Annotated in this window: 21 protein-coding genes; 18 read left to right on the top strand and 3 right to left on the bottom strand. The window is 48.2% G+C overall.

Annotated features, from left to right (window positions below):
- The first annotated feature begins 40 nt into the window (after window positions 1-40).
- The 6 genes from GWC95_RS07970 to uxuA all read left to right on the top strand — a co-directional run bounded on the left by GWC95_RS07970 (window position 41) and on the right by uxuA (window position 8,593).
- Window positions 41-739, top strand: coding sequence for an L-ribulose-5-phosphate 4-epimerase (locus tag GWC95_RS07970; RefSeq protein WP_161818160.1), 699 nt, complete (start codon window positions 41-43; stop codon window positions 737-739).
- A 27-nt stretch (window positions 740-766) separates the two neighbouring features.
- Window positions 767-1,894 carry an aldose epimerase family protein gene (locus tag GWC95_RS07965; RefSeq protein WP_161818159.1) on the top strand — a complete coding sequence of 376 codons (1,128 nt, stop codon included), beginning with the start codon at window positions 767-769 and terminating at the stop codon, window positions 1,892-1,894.
- 52 nt (window positions 1,895-1,946) lie between these two features.
- A complete protein-coding gene (locus GWC95_RS07960; RefSeq protein ID WP_161818158.1) occupies window positions 1,947-3,947 on the top strand; it encodes a glycoside hydrolase family 127 protein in 2,001 nt (666 codons plus the stop codon).
- 18 nt (window positions 3,948-3,965) lie between these two features.
- Window positions 3,966-5,456 (top strand): L-arabinose isomerase, encoded by a 1,491-nt coding sequence (gene araA, locus GWC95_RS07955; RefSeq protein ID WP_161818157.1) that lies wholly within the window; start codon window positions 3,966-3,968, stop codon window positions 5,454-5,456.
- A 99-nt stretch (window positions 5,457-5,555) separates the two neighbouring features.
- Window positions 5,556-7,229 (top strand): sodium/sugar symporter, encoded by a 1,674-nt coding sequence (locus tag GWC95_RS07950; protein ID WP_161818156.1) that lies wholly within the window; start codon window positions 5,556-5,558, stop codon window positions 7,227-7,229.
- Window positions 7,230-7,432: 203 nt separating this feature from the next.
- On the top strand, window positions 7,433-8,593 hold the full coding sequence (gene uxuA / locus GWC95_RS07945) for a mannonate dehydratase (protein WP_161818155.1): 1,161 nt from the start codon (window positions 7,433-7,435) through the stop codon (window positions 8,591-8,593).
- 112 nt (window positions 8,594-8,705) lie between these two features.
- Here uxuA and GWC95_RS07940 read toward each other — a convergent pair whose 3' ends face one another.
- A complete protein-coding gene (locus GWC95_RS07940) occupies window positions 8,706-9,581 on the bottom strand; it encodes a 3-keto-disaccharide hydrolase (protein WP_161818154.1) in 876 nt (291 codons plus the stop codon).
- Between the two features lie 147 nt (window positions 9,582-9,728).
- On the opposite strand from GWC95_RS07940, the gene GWC95_RS07935 reads away from it, so the two are divergent.
- The gene (locus GWC95_RS07935) at window positions 9,729-10,121 is read left to right on the top strand and encodes a hypothetical protein (RefSeq protein WP_161818153.1); all 393 of its coding nucleotides are present in this window, start codon (window positions 9,729-9,731) and stop codon (window positions 10,119-10,121) included.
- Here GWC95_RS07935 and GWC95_RS07930 read toward each other — a convergent pair.
- Window positions 10,118-10,771, bottom strand: coding sequence for a class I SAM-dependent methyltransferase (locus GWC95_RS07930; protein ID WP_161818152.1), 654 nt, complete (start codon window positions 10,769-10,771; stop codon window positions 10,118-10,120). The two genes, GWC95_RS07935 and GWC95_RS07930, sit on opposite strands and share 4 nt — an antisense overlap.
- A gap of 228 nt (window positions 10,772-10,999) precedes the next feature.
- Here GWC95_RS07930 and rpsA point away from each other — a divergent pair, with 228 nt between their 5' ends.
- The 10 genes from rpsA to GWC95_RS07880 all read left to right on the top strand — a co-directional run bounded on the left by rpsA (window position 11,000) and on the right by GWC95_RS07880 (window position 19,320).
- A complete protein-coding gene (gene rpsA / locus GWC95_RS07925; RefSeq protein WP_161818151.1) occupies window positions 11,000-12,904 on the top strand; it encodes a 30S ribosomal protein S1 in 1,905 nt (634 codons plus the stop codon).
- A gap of 180 nt (window positions 12,905-13,084) precedes the next feature.
- The gene (locus tag GWC95_RS07920) at window positions 13,085-13,912 is read left to right on the top strand and encodes an outer membrane protein assembly factor BamD (RefSeq protein ID WP_161818150.1); all 828 of its coding nucleotides are present in this window, start codon (window positions 13,085-13,087) and stop codon (window positions 13,910-13,912) included.
- Window positions 13,881-14,225, top strand: coding sequence for a DNA-directed RNA polymerase subunit omega (locus GWC95_RS07915; RefSeq protein ID WP_161818149.1), 345 nt, complete (start codon window positions 13,881-13,883; stop codon window positions 14,223-14,225). Before GWC95_RS07920 ends, GWC95_RS07915 begins: the two co-directional genes overlap by 32 nt.
- Before the next feature lie 118 nt (window positions 14,226-14,343).
- Window positions 14,344-15,546: a bifunctional phosphopantothenoylcysteine decarboxylase/phosphopantothenate--cysteine ligase CoaBC gene (gene coaBC / locus GWC95_RS07910; protein WP_237722097.1), complete on the top strand. Its 1,203-nt coding sequence runs from the start codon at window positions 14,344-14,346 to the stop codon at window positions 15,544-15,546.
- On the top strand, window positions 15,536-16,459 hold the full coding sequence (gene porD, locus GWC95_RS07905) for a type IX secretion system protein PorD (RefSeq protein ID WP_161818148.1): 924 nt from the start codon (window positions 15,536-15,538) through the stop codon (window positions 16,457-16,459). Before coaBC ends, porD begins: the two co-directional genes overlap by 11 nt.
- Window positions 16,456-16,812 carry a DUF4296 domain-containing protein gene (locus GWC95_RS07900; protein ID WP_161818147.1) on the top strand — a complete coding sequence of 119 codons (357 nt, stop codon included), beginning with the start codon at window positions 16,456-16,458 and terminating at the stop codon, window positions 16,810-16,812. The genes porD and GWC95_RS07900 overlap by 4 nt, the downstream gene beginning before the upstream one ends.
- Window positions 16,813-16,893: 81 nt before the next feature.
- On the top strand, window positions 16,894-17,586 hold the full coding sequence (locus tag GWC95_RS07895) for a CoA transferase subunit A (RefSeq protein ID WP_161818146.1): 693 nt from the start codon (window positions 16,894-16,896) through the stop codon (window positions 17,584-17,586).
- Window positions 17,587-17,658: 72 nt separating this feature from the next.
- On the top strand, window positions 17,659-18,315 hold the full coding sequence (locus GWC95_RS07890) for a CoA transferase subunit B (RefSeq protein WP_161818145.1): 657 nt from the start codon (window positions 17,659-17,661) through the stop codon (window positions 18,313-18,315).
- Between the two features lie 69 nt (window positions 18,316-18,384).
- Window positions 18,385-18,858, top strand: a complete 474-nt coding sequence (locus GWC95_RS07885) for a redoxin domain-containing protein (protein WP_161818144.1) — start codon at window positions 18,385-18,387, stop codon at window positions 18,856-18,858.
- A 114-nt stretch (window positions 18,859-18,972) separates the two neighbouring features.
- Window positions 18,973-19,320 carry a T9SS type A sorting domain-containing protein gene (locus GWC95_RS07880; protein WP_161818143.1) on the top strand — a complete coding sequence of 116 codons (348 nt, stop codon included), beginning with the start codon at window positions 18,973-18,975 and terminating at the stop codon, window positions 19,318-19,320.
- A gap of 100 nt (window positions 19,321-19,420) precedes the next feature.
- Here GWC95_RS07880 and GWC95_RS07875 read toward each other — a convergent pair whose 3' ends face one another.
- Window positions 19,421-20,596: a class I SAM-dependent rRNA methyltransferase gene (locus tag GWC95_RS07875; protein ID WP_161818142.1), complete on the bottom strand. Its 1,176-nt coding sequence runs from the start codon at window positions 20,594-20,596 to the stop codon at window positions 19,421-19,423.
- Between the two features lie 224 nt (window positions 20,597-20,820).
- Here GWC95_RS07875 and GWC95_RS07870 point away from each other — a divergent pair, with 224 nt between their 5' ends.
- Window positions 20,821-21,390 (top strand): nucleotide exchange factor GrpE, encoded by a 570-nt coding sequence (locus GWC95_RS07870; RefSeq protein WP_161818141.1) that lies wholly within the window; start codon window positions 20,821-20,823, stop codon window positions 21,388-21,390.
- The last annotated feature ends 16 nt before the right edge of the window (window positions 21,391-21,406 follow it).

The raw sequence follows: 21,406 nt of genomic DNA, 5'->3' as shown, positions 1-21,406 counted from the left end.
TTATCGTTTAACCCGGTTTAACAGCAGAACCAACAACCACATGAGCTACCAACACATCCAGCAGGCCGCCTACGAAGCAAACATGCAGTTGCCGAAACTTGGCCTGGTGTTGTTTACGTTTGGTAACGTAAGCGTGGTTGACAGGTCGCTGAATGTTTTTGCCATCAAACCGAGCGGTGTGCCTTACGGGGAATTGACACCGGAAAAAATGGTGATCGTAGATCTCGACGGAAAAACAGTGCACGGTGCGCTCCGCCCTTCTTCCGATACGTTGACACATGCCGTTCTGTACAAACACTGGACAAACATCGGCAGCATCGTTCATACACATTCAACCTATGCAACGGCATGGGCGCAGACGCAGCGCGACATACCGGTGTATGGCACAACGCATGCGGATCATACAACAGCAGATATACCCTGTGCAGCGCCAATGAATGATGAGATGATCAAAGGGAACTACGAATACGAAACCGGCATCCAGATCATCGATTGCCTGCAGCAGAAGGGATTGAATTATGAAGACGTTGAGATGATGCTCGTTGGCAACCACGCGCCGTTTACCTGGGGAAAAACACCCGCCAAAGCCGTTTACAACAGCGCGGTGCTGGAAAATATTGCGCAGATGGCTTTTCTAACGGAACAGATCAACCCGCAGGCGCAGCGGTTGAAAGATGCACTGGTAAAAAAACATTTTGAAAGAAAACACGGGCCGGACAGTTATTACGGACAATCTTAAAAGCTAATGCCATATAAAATCAACCACATGAAAAAACAACTCTTTTTATTGTTGACCGCCTGCGCCGCTTTGTTCACGGCCTGCAACGATGATAAAACAAAAGACACGACCAACATGAAACCAACCATAACAGAAAAACCTTTCGGCGTTCTGGGGAACGAACCCGTTACACAGTATACGCTTACCAATGCGAATGGCATGCAGGTAAGCATCATCAACTATGGGGGAACCGTTACCAGCATCATTACACCCGACAAGGATAAAAAAATGGGAGATGTTGTATTGGGCTTCGATTCGCTTGCGGGATACCTGCAAAAAGAAAACCCTTATTTCGGTTGCCTCGTTGGCAGATATGGAAACCGCATTGCCAAAGGAAAATTTACGCTCGATGGAAAGACCTACCAATTGCCGCTCAACAACAACGGCAATACCTTGCACGGTGGTTTGAAAGGCCTCGACAAAGTGATCTGGCAGGCAAGCAAACCCGCGGGAGACAGCAGCCTCCAACTCACCTACACGAGCCCGGATGGAGACCAGGGTTTTCCCGGGAACCTGAAAGTGGAGGTGGTGTACACGTTAACGGCAGACAATGCCTTACAGATCGCTTACAGCGCCACAACGGATAAAGCCACACCGATTAACCTCACCAACCATTGTTATTTTAATTTGTCTGCAGGAAAGGAAGGAACAATACTGAACCATGAGGTAACGATCAATGCCGCAAAATACACTGCAGTAGACACTTTGCTGATCCCTACAGGTTTGTTGCCGGATGTTAAAAATACGCCGATGGATTTCACATCGGCCAAAGCGATCGGTAAGGAAATCGCGGCGGTGCCGGGCGGATACGACCACAACTGGGTGCTCAATAAAAATGGAACAACGCTTGAAAAAGTAGCAACCGCTTACGATCCAACCAGCGGAAGGCTGATGGAAGTGCTCACTACCGAACCCGGGCTCCAGTTCTACACAGGCAATTTCCTTGATGGAACGTTGCATGGGAAAGACAACCGCGTATATGCCAAACACGCGGCGTTCTGCATGGAAACACAACATTTCCCGGATGGTCCCAACCAACCGGCTTTCCCGAATACGATCTTAAAGCCGGGAGAGAAATACACCTCTGTAACGCAGTATAAATTTTCGGTGAAATGATTTGAACGAGTGGGGAGGGTCCCCACTCACAGTTAACGAACGCTGCCGTTATATGAAAACACTAATGCTCCTGGTTGCCCTGTCTTTGTCTGCTGCATTGCCTGCGCAGCAGAACGATTATGCCATCCAGGGAGTGCCGTTTACAACAGTTAAGCTGAAAGATAATTTCTGGTTGCCGAGAATACTCGTCAATAAACGTGCAACGATTCCGGCATCCTTCAAAAGATGCGAAGCAACCGGGCGCATCGACAATTTCAAAAAGGCCGCGGCCAGGAAGGGAAAGTTTGGAACAAAATTCCCTTTTGATGACACCGATATTTACAAGACCATTGAGGGCGCTTCGTATACCTTGGCCTTGTATCCTGATGAAACAGAAGAAAGATACATCGACCATCTCATCGAATACATTGCAAATGCACAGGAGCCGGATGGATACCTGTATACGGCGCGGACGATCAATCCAGACAGCGTACATCCATGGTCCGGAAAAGAAAGATGGGAGAAAGAGCGCGAGCTCTCTCACGAATTGTACAACGCCGGACATTTATACGAGGCCGCTGTTGCGCACTACATGGCCACAAAAAAAACCAACCTGTTAAACATCGCTGTAAAAAATGCGGACCTGGTTTGTTCTGTTTTCGGGCCGGGAAAAAAGCACGTTGCGCCGGGTCATGAGATCGTGGAAATGGGACTGGTGAAAATGTATCGTGTTACAGGAAAGAAAGAATACCTCGCTACCGCGAAATTTTTTATCGAAGAACGCGGCAGGTACCAGGGGTATGATCCCAACAACAAGGACCCATGGAAAAATGGAGCCTACTGGCAGGATCACCTGCCGGTGAAACAACAGGAAGAAGCAGTAGGCCACGCGGTGCGTGCCGGTTATTTGTATTCCGCTGTTGCGGATATCGCTGCGTTAACGGGCGACGATAGTTTGCTCAACGCCATTGACAAAATCTGGACAAATGTGGTTGGCAAGAAAATGTACGTACAAGGCAGCGTAGGCGCCATCGGCAACGGAGAACGCTATGGCGAAAATTACGAACTGCCCAACGCAACCGCATACAACGAAACCTGCGCGGCCATCTCGAATGTATATTGGAACTACAGGATGTTTTTGCTCCATGGCGAATCAAAATACTTTGACGTGCTGGAGAAAACTTTGTACAACGGTTTGATCTCGGGTGTTAGCCTGGATGGAAAATCATTTTTCTATACCAATGCAATGCAGATCACCAATAATTTCAAACACAAGGATATTGAATATACACGGTCCGGGTGGTTTGAATGTTCCTGTTGCCCCACCAACCTTGCGCGCCTCATCCCTTCTGTGCCAGGATATGTGTATGCGCAGAAAGACGACCAGGTTTTTGTAAACCTTTTCATCAACAGCAACACCCGCTTAACAGTAAAGAACACGGCGGTTGAACTCGTGCAGCAAAACAATTATCCATGGGATGGTGGGCTTTCTTTTACGGTTGTTCCTGCAAGGGAACTTTCATTTGCGATGCTTATACGCATTCCCGGATGGGCGCAGGATGAAGCGGTGCCTTCTTCGTTGTATCGCTTTACCACCAGCCAGGTGCAGCCTGTTTCCATTAAAGTGAACGGCGTTGCAACACAGTATACAATGCAGCACGGTTATGCGGTGATCAAAAGGGACTGGAAGAAGAACGACAAAATAGAAGTAATGCTTCCCATGGAAATAAAGCGTGTTGCAGCGGGTGAACAACTCGCTGAAAATGCAGGAAAGATCGCACTGCAACGCGGCCCGATTGTGTATTGCGCAGAATGGGTTGACAACAACGGTTCTACAAGCAATCTTTTTATCCCCGACAACACGGTGTTTACAACGAAGTTCAAACCGGGTTTACTGAAAGGCGTAACCGTGCTTCGTGCAGATGTTGCGGCGATCGATACAAACACCGGCAATGTGATCAAACAAAAATTTACGGCGATACCTTATTACAGCTGGGCAAACCGCGGCCAGGGAGAAATGGCAGTATGGTTTCCTACGGCGATAAAAGGCGCTGCATCAACAACCAGGCATTAACAGCTTAAACAGAGTGATATGATCGATCTCAAGAAAAAAGAAGTATGGTTCATCACCGGCAGCCAGCATTTGTATGGCGACGAAACTTTGCAAAAAGTAGCGGAGCATTCGCAAACCATCGCCGCATCATTGCATGCATCGGCGCTGATACCCGTGAGTATTGTGTACAAACCGACCGTGAAGTCTGCAGAAGAAATCTATGCGGTATGTATGGAAGCGAACACGGCCGAAAACTGTATAGGCGTAATTGCATGGATGCATACTTTTTCCCCTGCAAAAATGTGGATCGGCGGTTTGAAAATACTGCAGAAACCAATGCTTCATTTTCATACCCAATTCAACCGCGACATTCCCTGGGCAACCATCGATATGGATTTTATGAACCTCAACCAGTCGGCGCACGGCGATCGCGAGTTTGGGTTTATCATGAGCCGCATGCGGTTGAACAGGAAAGTGGTGGTGGGTTATTGGGAAGACCCGGAATCGCTCGGCAAGATAGATGCATGGGCAAGGGCCGCTGCTGCATGGAACGATTGGCAGTCTGCCAGATTCGCACGCTTCGGAGACAACATGCGCAATGTTGCCGTAACAGAAGGCGATAAAGTGGAAGCCGAAATTAAATTCGGTTACAGTGTAAACACATATGGTGTTGGCGACCTGGTAAAAGTGATCGATGCAACAACCGATGCGCAGATCGATGCGCTTGTTGAAGAGTATGCAGACAAATACCTGCTGATGGATACGTTGCTGAGAGGAGGTGCGCAGCACGCATCGCTGCGGGAAGCAGCAAAGATCGAAATAGGGATCGAAACATTTTTACGCGACGGAAACTTCAAAGGATTCACAGACACATTCGAGGATCTGCACGGCATGGTACAGCTTCCGGGTATTGCGGCGCAACGCCTGATGGGCAAGGGTTTTGGCTTTGCCGGCGAAGGCGACTGGAAAACGGCTGCGCTCGTTCGCGCGATGAAGGTGATGGGAGCGGGTATGAAAGGCGGCAATAGTTTTATGGAAGATTATACCTATCATTTCAATCCCGACAACAGGCTGGTACTGGGAAGCCATATGCTCGAGATCTGTGAAAGCATCGCGGATGCAAAACCATCGTGCGAGATACATCCGCTGGGTATTGGCGGTAAGGCCGATCCGGTGCGGCTGGTATTCAATTCGGCGCCGGGCCCTGCACTGAATGCATCTATTGTAGACATGGGTAACCGCTTCAGGTTGCTCGTAAACGAAGTGATCGCCGTAGCGCCGATGCAGAGCATGCCCAAACTTCCTGTTGCACGGGTGCTGTGGAAGCCATACCCTAACATGCACACCGGCTGCGCCGCGTGGATACTTGCCGGGGGAGCGCACCATACCTGCTACAGCCAGAATTTAACAACGGAGCACCTTACAGACTTTGCAGAGATGGCAGGCATCGAACTGGTATTGATCGATAAGGAAACGAAGATCCACCAGTTTAAAAACGAGTTGAGGTGGAATGAACGGTATTACCAGTGAGCTTACCTCGTTAAGGGCAAGCGGCAATCGTAAATGCATCAACCGATCAACAGCACATAAAAAACAACTACTCACAATCACAATCAAACAATTGCTCTTATGAAATCATTGCAAACCGCCGATTACATTGTGTTCCTGATCTACTTTGTTATCGTTGCCACGTACGGGTATTGGGTTTACAGGAAAAAGAAGAAGGCGAGCACAACGGCTTCGCACGATTATTTTTTGGCAGAGGGATCGCTCACGTGGTGGGCCATCGGTGCATCGTTGATCGCATCCAATATCTCCGCGGAACAGTTTATCGGGATGAGCGGAAGCGGTTTTAAAATGGGGCTCGCCATCTCTACTTACGAGTGGATGGCAGCGGCAACATTGATGATCGTTGCGATATTTTTTATACCTGTGTATCTTAAAAACAAGATCTACACAATGCCCCAGTTTCTCAGCCAGCGCTACAATGGAACCGTGGCGATGATCATGGCCGTGTTCTGGTTGCTGCTGTATGTGATCGTGAACCTCACTTCCATATTGTACCTCGGTGCACTCGCCATCAACAGCATCAGCGGCATCAATATCTATCTCTGTATGTATGTGCTGGGGATCTTTGCCATCATCATCACACTCGGTGGTATGAAGGTGATCGGGTTTACAGATGTGATACAGGTGTTCTTCCTGATCCTCGGCGGACTTGTAACCACCTATCTCGCACTGAACCTTGTAAGTAAGGAGTATGGCACAACCGGCACCATCAACGGGTTTAACCTGATGATGCAGCATGCCGACGATCATTTCCACATGATCTTCAAAAAAGACAATCCCAATTACCTCGATCTCCCGGGGCTCACGGTGTTGGTGGGTGGTATGTGGATCGTTAACCTGAATTACTGGGGTTGTAACCAATACATCACACAACGCGCACTGGGTGCAGACCTTCCGACTGCGCGCAAAGGAATTCTTTTTGCTGCGTTCCTGAAATTGCTGATGCCTGTGATCGTGGTATTGCCGGGTATCGCGGCGTTTGTGCTCAACCAGAAAGGATATTTCAACAACAATGAACTGGTGGATGCAAGCGGCCAGGTTGTTGGCGACAAAGCATATCCATCCCTGCTGAACCTTTTACCGGGCGGCCTCAAAGGATTATCCTTTGCGGCCCTCACAGCGGCGATCGTTGCATCGTTGGCGGGTAAGGCGAACAGTATCTCAACCATCTTCACACTTGATATTTATAAAAAGAAGATCGCGCCGGATGCAAGCGAGAAGAAAATGGTTTGGATCGGTAAGATAGTGGTCGTTGTTTCCATGCTCATCGCCATATTGATCGCCCCATACCTTGGTATCGAGAAAGGTGGGTTCAAATACATACAGGAGTATACAGGCTTTGTGAGCCCGGGTATTTTTGCGATGTTCATTTTAGGGTTTTTCTGGAAGAAAACAACTTCCAATGCGGCCCTTTTTGCAACCATCGGCGGTTTTATCTTTTCGATCATTCTTAAGTTCCTTCCAAAATTTGCGGACCTTTCCTTTCTTTCACCGATGGGTTTTGCAGCGCAGGAAGATGGTATTTACACCATTCCTTTTCTCGACAGGATGGGCTTTGTGTTCATACTCTGTATCGTGGGCATGTGGATCATCAGCACCATCGAGAACAAGCGCGGCGTAAAAACCAACGGCCTCGAAGTAGACAGCTCAATGTTCAAAATGAAACCCGGCTTTGCCGTGGGCGCTTTGATCGTGTGCGGACTGCTGGCTGCTTTGTATACTTTGTTTTGGTAATTTGATGGATGTAAAGCCGCAACGGCGATTCATCATTCAAAATCCACGAAATAAATCTTCGCCATCGATTTCGCAGTTTTTTTCAAACGACTGCGAAATCTTTGGCGAATTATTTTAGGTTTGTCCGGGGAAGGAACAGAGCTTCCTCCTTATTCATCAAACAAGCTATCAGCCAGGAGCGGATAGCCAAAAGCTAAGAAAAAATGGAGCATACCATGCGTTGGTACGGGCCGGATGATCCGGTTAGTCTTTGGGACATCAGGCAATCAGGTTGCACAGGCGTTGTAAGCGCACTGCACCAGATCCCGGTAGGAGAAATATGGACCGTTGAAGCCATCAATGAAAGAAAAGCGTTGATTGAAGCCGCGGGCATGACCTGGACGGTGATCGAAAGTTTACCCGTTCATGAAGACATCAAAAGACAGTATGGGAACTTCCAGGAATGGATAGAGAAATACAAGGTCAGCCTGCACAATGTTGCCCAATGCGGGTTAAAAGTGATCACTTACAACTTCATGCCGATTCTCGACTGGGTGCGTACAGATATTGCTTACGAGATGCCCGACCGCAGTCGCGCTTTATATTTTGAAAAAGCGGCATTCATTGCGTTCGACCTGTTTTTGCTCAAACGCCCTGGCGCAGAGAAGGATTATACGCCCGAAGAAATTGAACGCGGGAAAAAGAAACTTGCATCCATGTCGCAGGAAGAAAAGGACCTGCTTTGCAAAAACACATTGCTCGGGTTGCCCGGCAGCCGTGAGCAGTTTACACCCGAACAGATATTCGAGGCGCTCAAAAAATACGAAGGCATCGATCGCGCAAAATTAAAAGAGCACCTGTTTTATTTCCTGCGGGAAGTGGTACCGGTTGCAGAAGCGCTTGGCCTGAAAATGGCCATACACCCAGATGATCCGCCGTATTCGGTTTTGGGATTGCCGCGCATCATGAGCACGGAAGAAGATGCCAACGACCTGCGCAATGCAGTTGCATCGCCCGCAAACGGGTTTTGTTTTTGCACAGGGTCATTTGGCGTTCGCGCAGACAACGACCTGCCCGGTATGGTTAAACGCCTCGGCGATTACATACACTTCCTGCACCTGCGCTCTACCAGGCGTGATGCCGAAGGGAATTTCTTCGAGGCCGATCACCTTGATGGCGATGTGGATATGTACGCGGTAGTAAAAGAGATTGTAGCGGTGCAAAGAAGAAGGAAGATCTCAATACCCATGCGTCCCGACCACGGCCACCAGATGTTGGACGATCTGAAAAAAACAGATGCCTACCCGGGTTATACGGCGATTGGCCGTTTGCGTGGTTTGGCGGAGTTGCGTGGACTGGAACTGGGAATCGAACGATCAATGTAAACCTGTCTAAACCCGTTGTTGTTCTCAAAAAACAGGGGCCAAAGTTTGTGTCAGATATTTTTCTTAAGAAACTGGTGTATATGCAGGAGTTGTCCAACCGGATGACTCCTGTTTATTTACAAAGCCCCGCATTCCCCTTCACAAAATAACTCCTGTAGCTTTTCGACGCTTTGTCCATGCAACCTTCCAGGTTCAGCAACTTCACATTCCTGAAATCCACGGGTTGCCCTTCGCTCTGCAAAGCGATAAAGCCGTGATCGAGTATGGTGCCGTCTATCTTTTGTTTGGGATCGTAGCGGTTTACCACATCTCCACCGATCTGCGGCTTTGAATATTGAAGCACCGTATCTCCATTGATGATGTGCGTGATCAGCGAATCGCCAAGCACAATAAGCTCGGCCCTGATCCAGTCGTTATTGGCGGGGTAGGTTTTGGAGCTGGAGTTGATGCAATGCCTGGTATCGAGTTTCCCTTTGTAAACAATATTGGTTCCGGGAGAACACATATTGCCGGTGGGTCTTGGTTTGCCATCGGGCAGACCTGCCAGCAGCTGCATTTCGATGGAGATGGGCCAGTCCTGCTCCTTCGGCATTGTACGCGGATCCTGTGAATGATACATCACGCCGCTGTTGAGCTCGGTATAGCCCGGTGCATCTTTTCTCCATTCTCCGGTAAAACGGTATTCAAATTTCAAATGGTAATAAGAGTAAGGCTGTTTGAAATACAAATGGCCAAACTGCTCGTTGAACTTGTCATATCCATCGTACCTCACCTTGATGATCCTGTCTTCCGCACGGAAAGTATTCGCGTAATTATCACCCGTTTCGTGGTGCTGGATCTTAACGATCCAGTTGTTGATGTCTTTGCCGTTGAAGAGATCGATCCAATCCTCCGTAACGGTTCCGCGATTACTGGCGCCACTGCATAACACAAGCAGTAGCGAGAGAGCGGCACAATGCCGTGTAAAACGTGAAAAAGATGTTTTCATAAGCGGGGGCGAAGTAAAGATTTTCAGCCGTTTTAAATATAATGAAGAATTAAGGAACCTGGAACGGTTTATCCTGTAAAACAACAGATCTTTCGGGCGGCAGAAAAAAAGCTCCGGTATCCATCCAGGTGTTATTTTTAGCAACGCATGTTCAATTTACGAACCAGTCATAAGGTCATTATTCTTGTTACCTGTTTTGTCTTTGCTGTGATCGGCTTCCTGGTCAAGATCCCGGTTCCCCTGCGCGGCAACGACAAACTATTGCACACGCTTTTCTATTTCGGCGCCGCGGCTTTCCTGCATGTTCTTTTTGGGAGGGGACTGGTGTTCATCCTCGCTGGCCTGGCCCTGTTTGGTGTGATGATCGAATACCTGCAACCGCTGTGCAATAAAATTTTTCACACACGGGTGCACGGGAGGTTCGACAAGGAAGACATTTATGCAAACCTGAAGGGGCTCGCCTTTTATACCGCAATCGCGGTTGTATTTTTATCCGTCCGTTACCTGGTGCGTGGGAAAAAGAACGATGTGGGCGGTTAAAAACGATACGCCACAAACGATTTGTTCAACCCGAAGAATTTCTCTTCATAGAGATCAGCACCGGGAAAAAGCGACTTCATTTCTTTTTTGGTAAGCAGGCGGATCTCGTTCACCTGTTCCGTTGCTTTTTGCTTGTCAGGTGTTTTGGGGATATGGCCGAGTGAAAAATTCCTCGTCAGGAAGATCCGGGCGGGAACCGGCAGGTACTGGAAGAAGGGGAACATCCAGTGCGGTTCGAGCGGGAACCAGTAATTGGGCGTTTGCACGAAATACCGCTTGCCCACGCGTGCCACTTCAGCGGCCATTTTCTGCTGGCTGTTCTTATCGAAAAGATGTTCGATCACCGAGTTGGAAAAAACAATATCGAAAGATTGGTCCTCGAACCCAAGTTTTGTCGCATCACCCGAAACACTGCTGAAACCGGGTTTGCCGGTGGGTTCGCTGTAAAGATTGAGCAGGGTAATGTGAACGTCTTTTTCGTTAAAACCCATCGCCTCCCAATAACCGATGGTTCCGCCGATATCGAGGATCGACAAGGGCCTGGGAAGGTCCCGGATCAGCGAAAGAAAAAAGCCAAACCGGCGGCTGCGCATTTTGTGCGACAGCGAAGTTTTGTCTTTGTTGTCGGATAATTTTTTAACGAGGCTCATACGGGCCGGCTTATCGGGTTGAACGCCGAAGATAAGGGAAAGGGCAGAAACACGATTTTCGGCTGAAGCAAAACGTTAGTAATTAATTATTTATGAATATGATAATGATTTCATTGAAATCGGTGTACAGCGCCGGCCGGTAAAAACTTTTGCGGGCCTGCTTTGGCGGGTAAATCCTATATATTTCCTACCTTTGCTCCCCCGAAATAAAAACCATCGGGAGCTTATATGAATTTATTTAAAAAACAACTAAACGCAGATGCACAGGATAACTCCGGCGCTCAAGACAGCCCTGAGGTTACTACTGCGACAACAAATGCACCTGTAGCTGAAGCCGCCCCGGTGGTGGAAACAGCGCACGATGATTTCGATTGGAGTATCGACAAACGCAATGTGAGTCACTACAAGGAATCAGAAAGAATGAAATACGATAAAGTGTATGACGACACTTTCGTACAGATCGAAGATGGCGAGATCGTAAAAGGATCAGTTGTTGCCTTGACCAAAACAGATGTGGTTGTAAACATCGGTTTCAAAAGCGACGGACTGGTTTCTTTGAACGAGTTCCGCGATGTTCAGGGTCTGAAAGTAGGAGACGATGTGGAAGTAATGGTGGTAGAGAAAGAAGACCGCAGCGGTAACCTGCACCTGAGCCGCAAATCTGCCCGCATTTACCGTGCATGGGAAAGGATTGTGGAGGTTCACAAAACAGGCGAGGTTATTACCGGTACCGTTACCAGCAAAACAAAAGGTGGCCTGATCGTGGATGTATTTGGCATGGAAACCTTCCTGCCAGGTTCACAGATCGATGTGAAACCGGTAACTGATTACGATCAGTTCGTTGGTAAAACAATGGAATTCAAAGTGGTTAAGATCAACGAAACCATCAAGAACGCCGTTGTATCGCACAAGGCACTGATCGAAAGCGATATCGAAGCACAACGTGCAGAGATCATGAGCAAACTCGAGAAAGGCCAGGTATTGGAAGGCGTGGTGAAAAACATCACGGATTTTGGTGCTTTTATGGACCTCGGCGGTTTGGATGGTTTGCTGTACATCACGGATATTTCATGGGGACGTATCTCTCACCCGAGCGAAGTGGTGAAGATGGACCAGAAATTACAGGTGGTGGTATTGGATTTCGACGACGACAAAAAACGCATCAGCCTCGGCTTGAAGCAACTTACACCGCATCCATGGGATGTGCTGCCTGAAGGTTTGGCAGAAGGTTCTGTTGTGAAAGGCAAGGTGGTAAATATCGAAGATTACGGCGCGTTCCTGGAAATTCAGCCTGGTGTTGAAGGACTGGTACACGTTTCTGAGATCACATGGGCGAACACACCGATCAATGCGAAGGAATTCTTCAAATTGGGCGATGAGTACGAAGCCAAAGTGGTTACCCTTGACAAAGACGCACGTAAAATGAGCCTGAGCATCAAACAAATGAGCCAGGATCCATGGAACACCATTGAGAACAAGTTCCCGGAAGGAAGCAAGCACAAAGGATTGGTGAAAAACATCACTCCGTACGGTGTATTTGTTGAGCTGGAACCAGGTATCGGTGGTATGATCCACATCAGCGACCTGAGCTGGTTGAAACGTTTCAATCACCCTACAGACTATACAAAAGTTGGTGAGCAGATCGATGTGATCATTCTGAGCATCGACAAAGAAAACCGCAAACTGCAGCTGGGACACAAACAACTCGAAGAAGATCCATGGAACGCCCTGGAAGATACATTCGCAGTTGGTTCCATCCACGAAGGCACTGTTACCCGCAAGGACGACAAAGGCGCCCTGGTGCAATTGCAATATGGTCTCGAAGGGTTCGCGCCTAACCGCCACCTCGATAAGGAAGACGGCAAACAGGTTCAGGCTGATGAAACTGCACAGTTCATGGTGATCGAGTTCGACCGCAACGAAAAACGCATCGTGTTGAGCCATTCACGCATCTGGCAACAGCAGGAAGTTGAAACCAAGGAAGCTGCTAAAAAAGAAGCCAAAGCTGAGTCTGACAACACTAAAAAAGCTGTCAAGAACATCCAGGCTAAGGTTGAAAAAGCAACTTTGGGAGATCTGGGCGCCCTCGCCGAGATCAAGGCCAAATTACAGGAAGGAGAAGACGGGAAGTAATTTTCCGGTCTTGTGGATATTGGAAAGGCCGCCATTTGGCGGCCTTTCTGCTTTTGGGCGCCTGGTTAACCGATTTGAGCCCTGCGCCACCGGTTTTGAGGGTTCAGCAGGGCCTTTTTGTACTTTTCTTAACTTAACCCGCACTAAATTGCCCGCAAATAACTAATTTTGCCAACTTGTATGAATAGGATCGTTCTGTTATTATTATCGGTAGGGTTGTTCGCCTCTTCGTGTTCCAACAAATTCGGGAAGATCATGAAGAGCAAGGATTATGAGTATAAATACAAGATGGCCGAGCAATACTACGCGAACAAGAACTACGTGTATGCCCAGCAGCTCTTTGAAGATATCTTTCCATATGTAAAAGGAACCACGCGTTACGAAGACATGTACTATAAGTTCGCGTACTCTTATTATTACCAGAAAGATTATCTCAATGCAGAACAGCTTTTCAAAAGTTTTGTTGAAAATTTTCCTACCAGCCCCAAGGGTGAAGAGTGCGATTACATGCGCGCTTACTGCTTTTACAAGCAATCACCCAAGGTAGAACTGGACCAGACCAATACCAACAAGACCATGCAGCTGATGCAGGCCTTCATCAACACGCACCCCACATCCCCACGCGTGAAAGATGCAAGTGAACTGATCGATGTGTGCAGGGAAAAACTGGAACAGAAAGAATCCAACGCGGCGGAACTGTACTATAACCTCGGTTATTACAAAGCAGCAGCCATCGCGTATTCAAATGTAGCCGAGAACTTCCCCGATTCTAAAAAAGGGGACGAGTATAAGTATCAAACCATCAAAGCATACTATAAATATGCAGAGATGAGCTACGAAGAAAAACAACCGGAACGCTTCGGAAAAGTATTGGCAGAATGCAATGAGTTCAATGAACGGTTTGCAGACAGCAAATACCTCGCCGATGTGAACAAAGTAAAAACACAAACAAATAACGCCTTAAAAAACCTGAGAAATGAGCAAGTTACGAAGACAAATGAGCGCTAATACCGCAAGTGTTGTTGAAACAAAAAGCCTGATCGATATCAAAGGCAAGACCGGCAACCTGTACGAGTCGATTGCGATCATTGCCAGGAGAGCGAACCAGATCAATATTTCATTGAGGGAAGAGCTGCACAACAAACTGGAAGAATTTGCGAGCCATACAGACAGCCTCGAAGAAATCCACGAAAACAAAGAGCAGATCGAGATCTCGCGCGCCTACGAGAAAATGCCAAACCCGGCCATCCTTGCAACACAGGAATTCATGGAGGGCAAAGTATACCACCGCCGCAACGATGAAAGCGATCTCTTCAGATAAGCTAAATGTTTCAGAAATGATTGCAGAACGACAGTGATGAGCTGTCGTTTTTGTATTTTTAGGGCATCCGCGGAACGTGGCATTGCGCTGTTTTCACTTTCTTAGCCTGTAGCTGAATATGATGTTACAAAACAAAAAGATACTGGTAGGCATCACCGCCTCCGTCGCCGCCTACAAATCCATTTTGCTGGTGCGCCTGCTGGTAAAGGCCGGGGCCGAAGTAAAAGTGGTGATGACCCCCGCCGCAAAAGATTTTGTGTCGCCTCTGGTACTCTCTACCTTATCTAAGAACAACGTTGTTGTTGAACTGGCAGAAGGAACAGAATGGTCGAACCATGTAATGCTCGGCCGCTGGGCCGATGTGTTCGTGATCGCACCGCTGAGCTGCAACACACTGGCAAAAATGGCCCATGGGCTCTGCGACAATGTTTTGCTCGCCGTCTACCTGTCTGCAACCTGTCCCGTGGTGTTTGCGCCTGCCATGGATGAAGACATGTGGAAACATCCTTCTACACAAAAAAACATCGCTACCCTCCGGGAATATGGCAACCGCCTTATCATGGTAAACAATGGCGAGCTGGCCAGTGGTTTGTTTGGCGAAGGAAGGATGGCGGAGCCGGAAGACATTGTATCGTACCTGGCAGAAACATTTTTTCGTTCCGGTGAGCTGAAAAACAGGAAAGCGCTGGTAACCGCGGGGCCAACCTATGAAGCGATAGATCCCGTTCGTTTTATCGGCAACCACTCTTCTGGTAAAATGGGATTTGCCCTGGCGGAAGAACTGTACATGCGTGGCGCCGATGTGGAACTGGTAACCGGCCCTACGGCGCTGGTTCCGGCATTCAGGGGCATCAAAATAACAAAAGTGGTCTCTGCGGGTGATATGTTTGATGCGTGTGTTCCCGCTTTCGCATCGGCAGATATTGCGGTGATGTCGGCCGCAGTTGCGGATTTTACACCGGCAAATGTAGCCGACCAGAAAATTAAAAAACAATCCGGTAACTTAGAATTGCAATTGGTGCAAACCAAAGACATATTGAAGGAACTGGGGGGGCGCAAGAAAAGCAATCAATACCTTGTCGGCTTCGCCCTCGAAACCAACAATGAAAAAGAGAACGCACTGAAAAAACTGCAATCGAAGAATGCCGATTGTATTGTTTTGAATTCACTGCGTGATGAGAAAGCGGGTTTTGGCATTGATACCAACCAGGTAACCATACTGGACCGGTCGGGCAAAGAATTCCGGTATGGCCCTTCTTCAAAAAAAGAGATTGCAAAAAATATTGTTTCATTTATCGTAACACAGTTAGATGCGAAATAAAATATTCCTGGTCATTTTAACAGCATGCCTGCTGTGGCAAACCGCAGGCGCGCAGGAGTTGCAGGCGAGGGTGAACGTGGTGGCATCGCGGGTGAATTCGACCGTTGATAAAAAAATATTCACAACGCTGCAAACCCAACTCAACAACCTGCTCAACAACCGCAAGTGGACGAACGACCAGTTTCAGCCCAACGAAAAAATAGAATGCAGTTTCCTGCTCAACATCGAGAGCGTGCTGGAAACGGGTGTTTACAAGGCAACACTAACGGTGCAGGCCGCCCGCCCGGTATTCAATTCATCGTACAATGCGGCGCTGATCAACTACATCGATCCGGATGTTGCGTTCAAATACGTGGAGTTTCAACCCGTCGAATTCAATGAGAACCGCGTGCAGGGAACGGATGCGCTGGCGGCGAACCTTACGGCCATCTTTGCTTATTATGCCTACATGATCATTGCGATGGACTACGATTCGTTTGCGCCAAAGGGTGGGGAAACGTATTACCGCAAAGCGCAGAACATCATCACCAATGCGCCTGAAGGAAAAAATATTTCGGGCTGGCGCGTATTTGATGGGTCGCGCAACCGCTATTGGCTCAACGAGAACCTGATCAATACGCGTTATAATATCCTGCACGATATCTTGTATACCTATTACCGCAATGGTTTAGACAGGATGTTTGATGCCGAAGAAGAGGCCCGCCTCGGGGTAACACAGGGCCTCACGCAATTGCAGGCCTTTAACAAAGAAAATTCAAACACGATGTTCGTCCAGTTTTTCCTGCAGGGAAAAGCGCAGGAGCTGATAGGGATGTTTAAGAAAGCGCCCGCCGAACAGAAATCGAGGATCGTAGAGATCTTAAGCGAAATAGATGTGATCAACGCAACGCGTTACAAACAGGAACTGAGATGAAAAGATCCGTAGCCGTTCTTGTATTGTTTTGCCTGGCCGCAACCGCGTGCCGCTCCGACAAAAAAAGACTGGAGCCCGAAACCATGAAAGTAGTGATGTGGGACCTTATGAAAATAGACGAGCTCTACACCCGCATGGCCGCACAGGACACCACACTAAGAAATACCAAAGAATTCCTGCGCTTATACGAAGAGGTGTACGCACTTCACCACATCACCAAAAAGCAGTTCGACGACACTTACCACTATTACGAATCCCGCCCGGTAGAAATGAAAGCATTGCTCGATTCCGTTGATGCTTATGCGAACAGGGAAAGAATGTTGCTCAACTCAACGCCGCCGCCCGAAAAATAGTTGCTGAACATCCATCCGCACCCGGCATGCATCGTTCGCGCCCGGTGTTTTTACTAACGCTTATTAGCTTAACTTTATTCCATGAACAAAGTATTCACCGATGCGGAGGCAGCCATCCACGACATCGCCGATGGCGCCACACTGATGCTGGGTGGTTTTGGATTGAACGGCATTCCCGAAAATACCATCGCGGCGCTTGTTAAAAAAGGCGTGAAGGAGCTCACCTGTATTTCAAACAACGCCGGGGTAGACGGTTTTGGTTTGGGCCTGTTGTTGCAAACGCGCCAGATCAAAAAGATGATGAGCAGTTATGTTGGAGAGAACGCCGAGTTTGAACGCCAGCTCCTCAGCGGTGAGCTTGAAGTGGATCTCATCCCGCAGGGCACGCTTGCCACGCGCATACAGATGGCAGGCATGGGTATACCTGCTTTCTTTACCCCGGCCGGCTATGGCACAGAGATCGCCGCAGGCAAGGAAACACGCGAGTTTGATGGTAAAATGTACCTGATGGAGCACGCGCTCCACGCCGATTTCGCCATCGTAAAAGCATGGAAAGGAGATACGCTCGGCAACCTCGTGTTCAGGAAAACCACGCGCAATTTTTCCACCTCCATGGCAAAGGCCGGCAACACCACGATCGCTGAAGTGGAACAGCTGGTACAGCCCGGAGAGATCGACCCCGATGATGTTCATGTGGCCGGCGTTTATGTACACCGCATTTTTGAAGGAAAGCAGTACGAAAAAAGAATCGAGCGGAAGACCGTGAAATTATAAATGTAGATCGCATACCATTAGTGGCGGTGTTGTGACACTTTGCGGTACGGTATAATCAATAAAGAAAACATTATGGCCTTAGATAAATTCGGAATCGCAAAACGCATTGCACAGGAATTGAAGGATGGGATGTATGTGAACCTTGGCATTGGCATTCCTACATTGGTATCGAATTACATTCCTCCCGGTATGACCGTGATCTTCCAGAGCGAGAACGGGATACTGGGCATGGGGCCTTACCCGGAAGAATCTGAGGTGGATGCAGACCTGATCAATGCCGGCAAAGAAACCGTAACACTGGTTCCGGGCGGTGCATTTTTCGACAGTGCCGAAAGCTTCGGGATGATCCGCGCCGGTAAGATCGATCTCACCGTTCTGGGCGCCATGGAAGTAAGCGATACCGGCGACATTGCGAACTGGAAGATCCCCGGCAAAATGGTAAAAGGAATGGGCGGCGCGATGGATCTTGTGGCAAGCGCAAAAAACATCATCGTGGCCATGATGCATACCAATCCGAAAGGCGAAAGCAAATTATTGCCACAATGTTCACTCCCGCTAACAGGGGTTCACTGCGTAAAAAAGATAGTGACCGAACTGGCGGTGCTCGACGTAACGCCCCAGGGATTTGTTCTGAAAGAACGCGCACCCGGCGTAAGCGTGGAAGAGATCAGGTCAAAAACCGCGGGACGGCTTGTTGTGGAAGGAGAGGTGCCGGAGATGAAGCTGTAACTGGCGAATACTGCTCCGCAAACCATCCAAAATCATCTATTTTCGCAATTCAATCAAAAAAGATACACCATGTCAATTCAAACCGGCCAGCAGGCTCCTGATTTTACTTTATTCGATACAGACAAAAACAAAGTGTCGCTTGCCGATCAGAAAGGAAGCAATGTTGTTTTGTTGTTCTTCCCGCTCGCCTTCACCGGTGTTTGCACGGCAGAACTATGCAATGTGCGCGATAACATCGGCATTTACAACAACACCAATGCGAAGGTGTTTGGCATTTCTGTAGACTCGTTGTTTACACTCGGCAAATTCAAGGCAGAGCAGAACCTCAACTTTCCTTTGCTGAGTGATTTCAATAAAGAGGCAGCCAAAGCATACAATGTGCTTTATGAAACCTTCCCGGCATTCGAAATGCAGGGCGTAAGCAAACGCGCGGCTTTTGTCATCGACAAGGACGGCGTGGTTCAGTACGCAGAGATTTGCCCTACACCCGGCGATCTGCCCAATTTTGACGCCATCCAGCAAACCCTGAACGGATTAAATTAAAATACGCTGAAAAAACGCCCCTGTTCCAATAGAGCAGGGGCGTTTTTTGTTAAAAAACCGTTGCGGTAGTGTTATCAATGGATAGATTCAGTAATTTTAGGTTGATTTTAACCTATGCGAAAACTTTATTCAATCGGATTGGTGTTGTTAACGTTCCTCATCAACAGTTATGTTGTTGACAACACTTCGTTTGATAATCCCGCAGAAACGGCAAAGATCACCAGCTTTTATCCCAACCCCGCAACCAGTTACATCAATTTCTCTTTTGATAAGACCGTTGATAAAAATTATACGCTCCAGGTGTACAATTTCATTGGTAGAAAGATGAACGACATACGCATCACCGATTCCAAACTCACCATCAATTTCGATGATAATTATTTCCGCGGGTTATATGTGTTTCAGCTGCGTGACAATACGGGAAGGATCATCGAATCAGGAAAGTTCCAGGTGAACAGGTAGTTTGCATTATTCATTTTTAGCTTGCGCTTTTAAATAATTGGTAAAAAAAATCCCGGTACATTATTACCGGGATTTTTTATTGACAGTATCAGCAACTCAATCAGCGGTCCTCCACCTCTACGATCAGGAACTTCAGATAATTGGTATTTTCCATGCCCCAGATGATCGGGTGATCGCTGGCCTGTGCCTGGAAGGTCACCTGTCTTATTCTTTTGCGGGCGTCTTTTGCGGCGAGCTCTATGGTTTGCAGGAATTGTTCGGGCGAAACCAGGTTGGTACAACTCGATGTTACCAGGAAGCCTCCATTGCGTATCAGCTTCATGCCGCGCAGGTTGATCTCTTTGTAGCCCGTTAATGCTTTCTGGATGTTTTCCCGGCTCTTGGTGAATGCCGGCGGATCCAGCATCACAACATCGTATTGCCTCCCGTCTTTGCCCCATTGTTTCAGTACATCAAATGCGTTCACTGCCTCGAAATGAACGATATCCTGCAGGCCGTTCAGGGCCGCATTGCGGTTGGCCTGTGCCACTGCATTTTCTGAAATATCGAGCCCAAGCACAGATTTCGCACCATAGTGGGCGGCATGGATTTCAAAAGTGCCGGTATAGGTAAATACACCCAGTACTTCTGCGTTTTTTACAATGTGCCGGATGGCGCGGCGGTTGTCTTGCTGATCGAGAAAATACCCGGTCTTTTGCCCGTTCTCTATGTCTACCACAAACTTTAACCCATTCTCATTGATCAGCACATTGGTATCAAACGGTGCGGATAAAAAACCTTTTTGTTGCGGCAAACCTTCGAGTTCCCTTACCGGCACATCGTTGCGCTCGTAAATTCCCTTGGGAGAAAAAATGGACCCGATGGCCCGTACAATGGCGTCTTTCCAGGTATCGATACCCAGCGACAAGGTTTGTATCACGAAATAATCGTTGAACTTATCGATAACCAGCGCCGGCAGTTGGTCTGCTTCGCCAAATACGAGGCGACAGTTTTCTGTATAGCCGATCTTTTTCCTGTATTCCCATGCCCTGGCAATGCGGTTGTGAAAGAACTGCGCATTTATCTCCTCCTGTTTGCGCGTGAGCAGCCTTACGAGGATCTGTGATTTCGGGTTGATGTATCCTTTCCCTGCAAATTTTCCGTCGCCATAAAAAACATCCACAATATCGCCGCCGGTCACATCTCCTTCTATCTTTTCAACCTCGTTCCCATAAACCCACGGGTGCCCGTTGGCAATACGGGGGGCGATCTTTTTTCTAAGGGTTACTTTCGTCATGGCGCGAAGATAGGGCAGATGGAATTAGGCGGTAAACCGCATAAATGCCCGGCGGCCCAGAGAGGCCTGGAAGTTGGCCCCGGGGTCGCATTTCTGCCCTGTTTTAACCGGGTGGCCGTTTTACCGCCAATTCCCCACCCCAAACGCTCACGCCCTGTCATTTTTTCCCTTTCTTTGCCCCGGCAAAATATTTGCCCTGTATAGCCGTACAACGAATTAATACTATGGAAGAGAAAGAATCGATGCAAAACCCGGAAACCACCGACACAATGGGTGGAATGGATATCAATACTGACGAAAATGCAGCCGGCACCTCGCACCTCAATGAGCCTGTAATAGAAGAAAATCTATTGGACAAACTGGAAGCAGAGGTCAGGGAGCAAAAAGACAAGTACCTCCGTCTGATGGCCGAGTTCGATAATTTCCGTCGCAGAACGGCCAAGGAAAGACAGGAGTTCATGCAGACCGCAGGCAAAGAAGTGATCGTGGCGCTGCTCGATGTGCTCGATGATTGCGACCGTGCCGAAAAACAACTCACCGGTACCGATGATATTGCCAAACAGAAGGAAGGCATCCAGCTGGTGTTTAACAAACTCAGGTCCACGCTCCAATCGAAAGGCGTAAAAGCAATGGAAAGCATCAACACCGATTTTGACGTGGAGAAACACGAGGCGATCACAGAGGTTCCGGCACCCACACCGGACCTGCAGGGCAAGGTGATCGATGAAGTTGTAAAAGGGTATTACCTGAATGATAAGATCGTTCGTTTTGCAAAAGTTGTGGTGGGAAAATAAGCCGCGAGCTACGAGC

Origin of the sequence: Sediminibacterium roseum (genome assembly GCF_009939005.1) — a bacterium.
Taxonomy (GTDB): Bacteria; Bacteroidota; Bacteroidia; order Chitinophagales; family Chitinophagaceae; genus Sediminibacterium; species Sediminibacterium roseum.
This window is presented reverse-complemented; position numbering and strand designations above follow the sequence as displayed.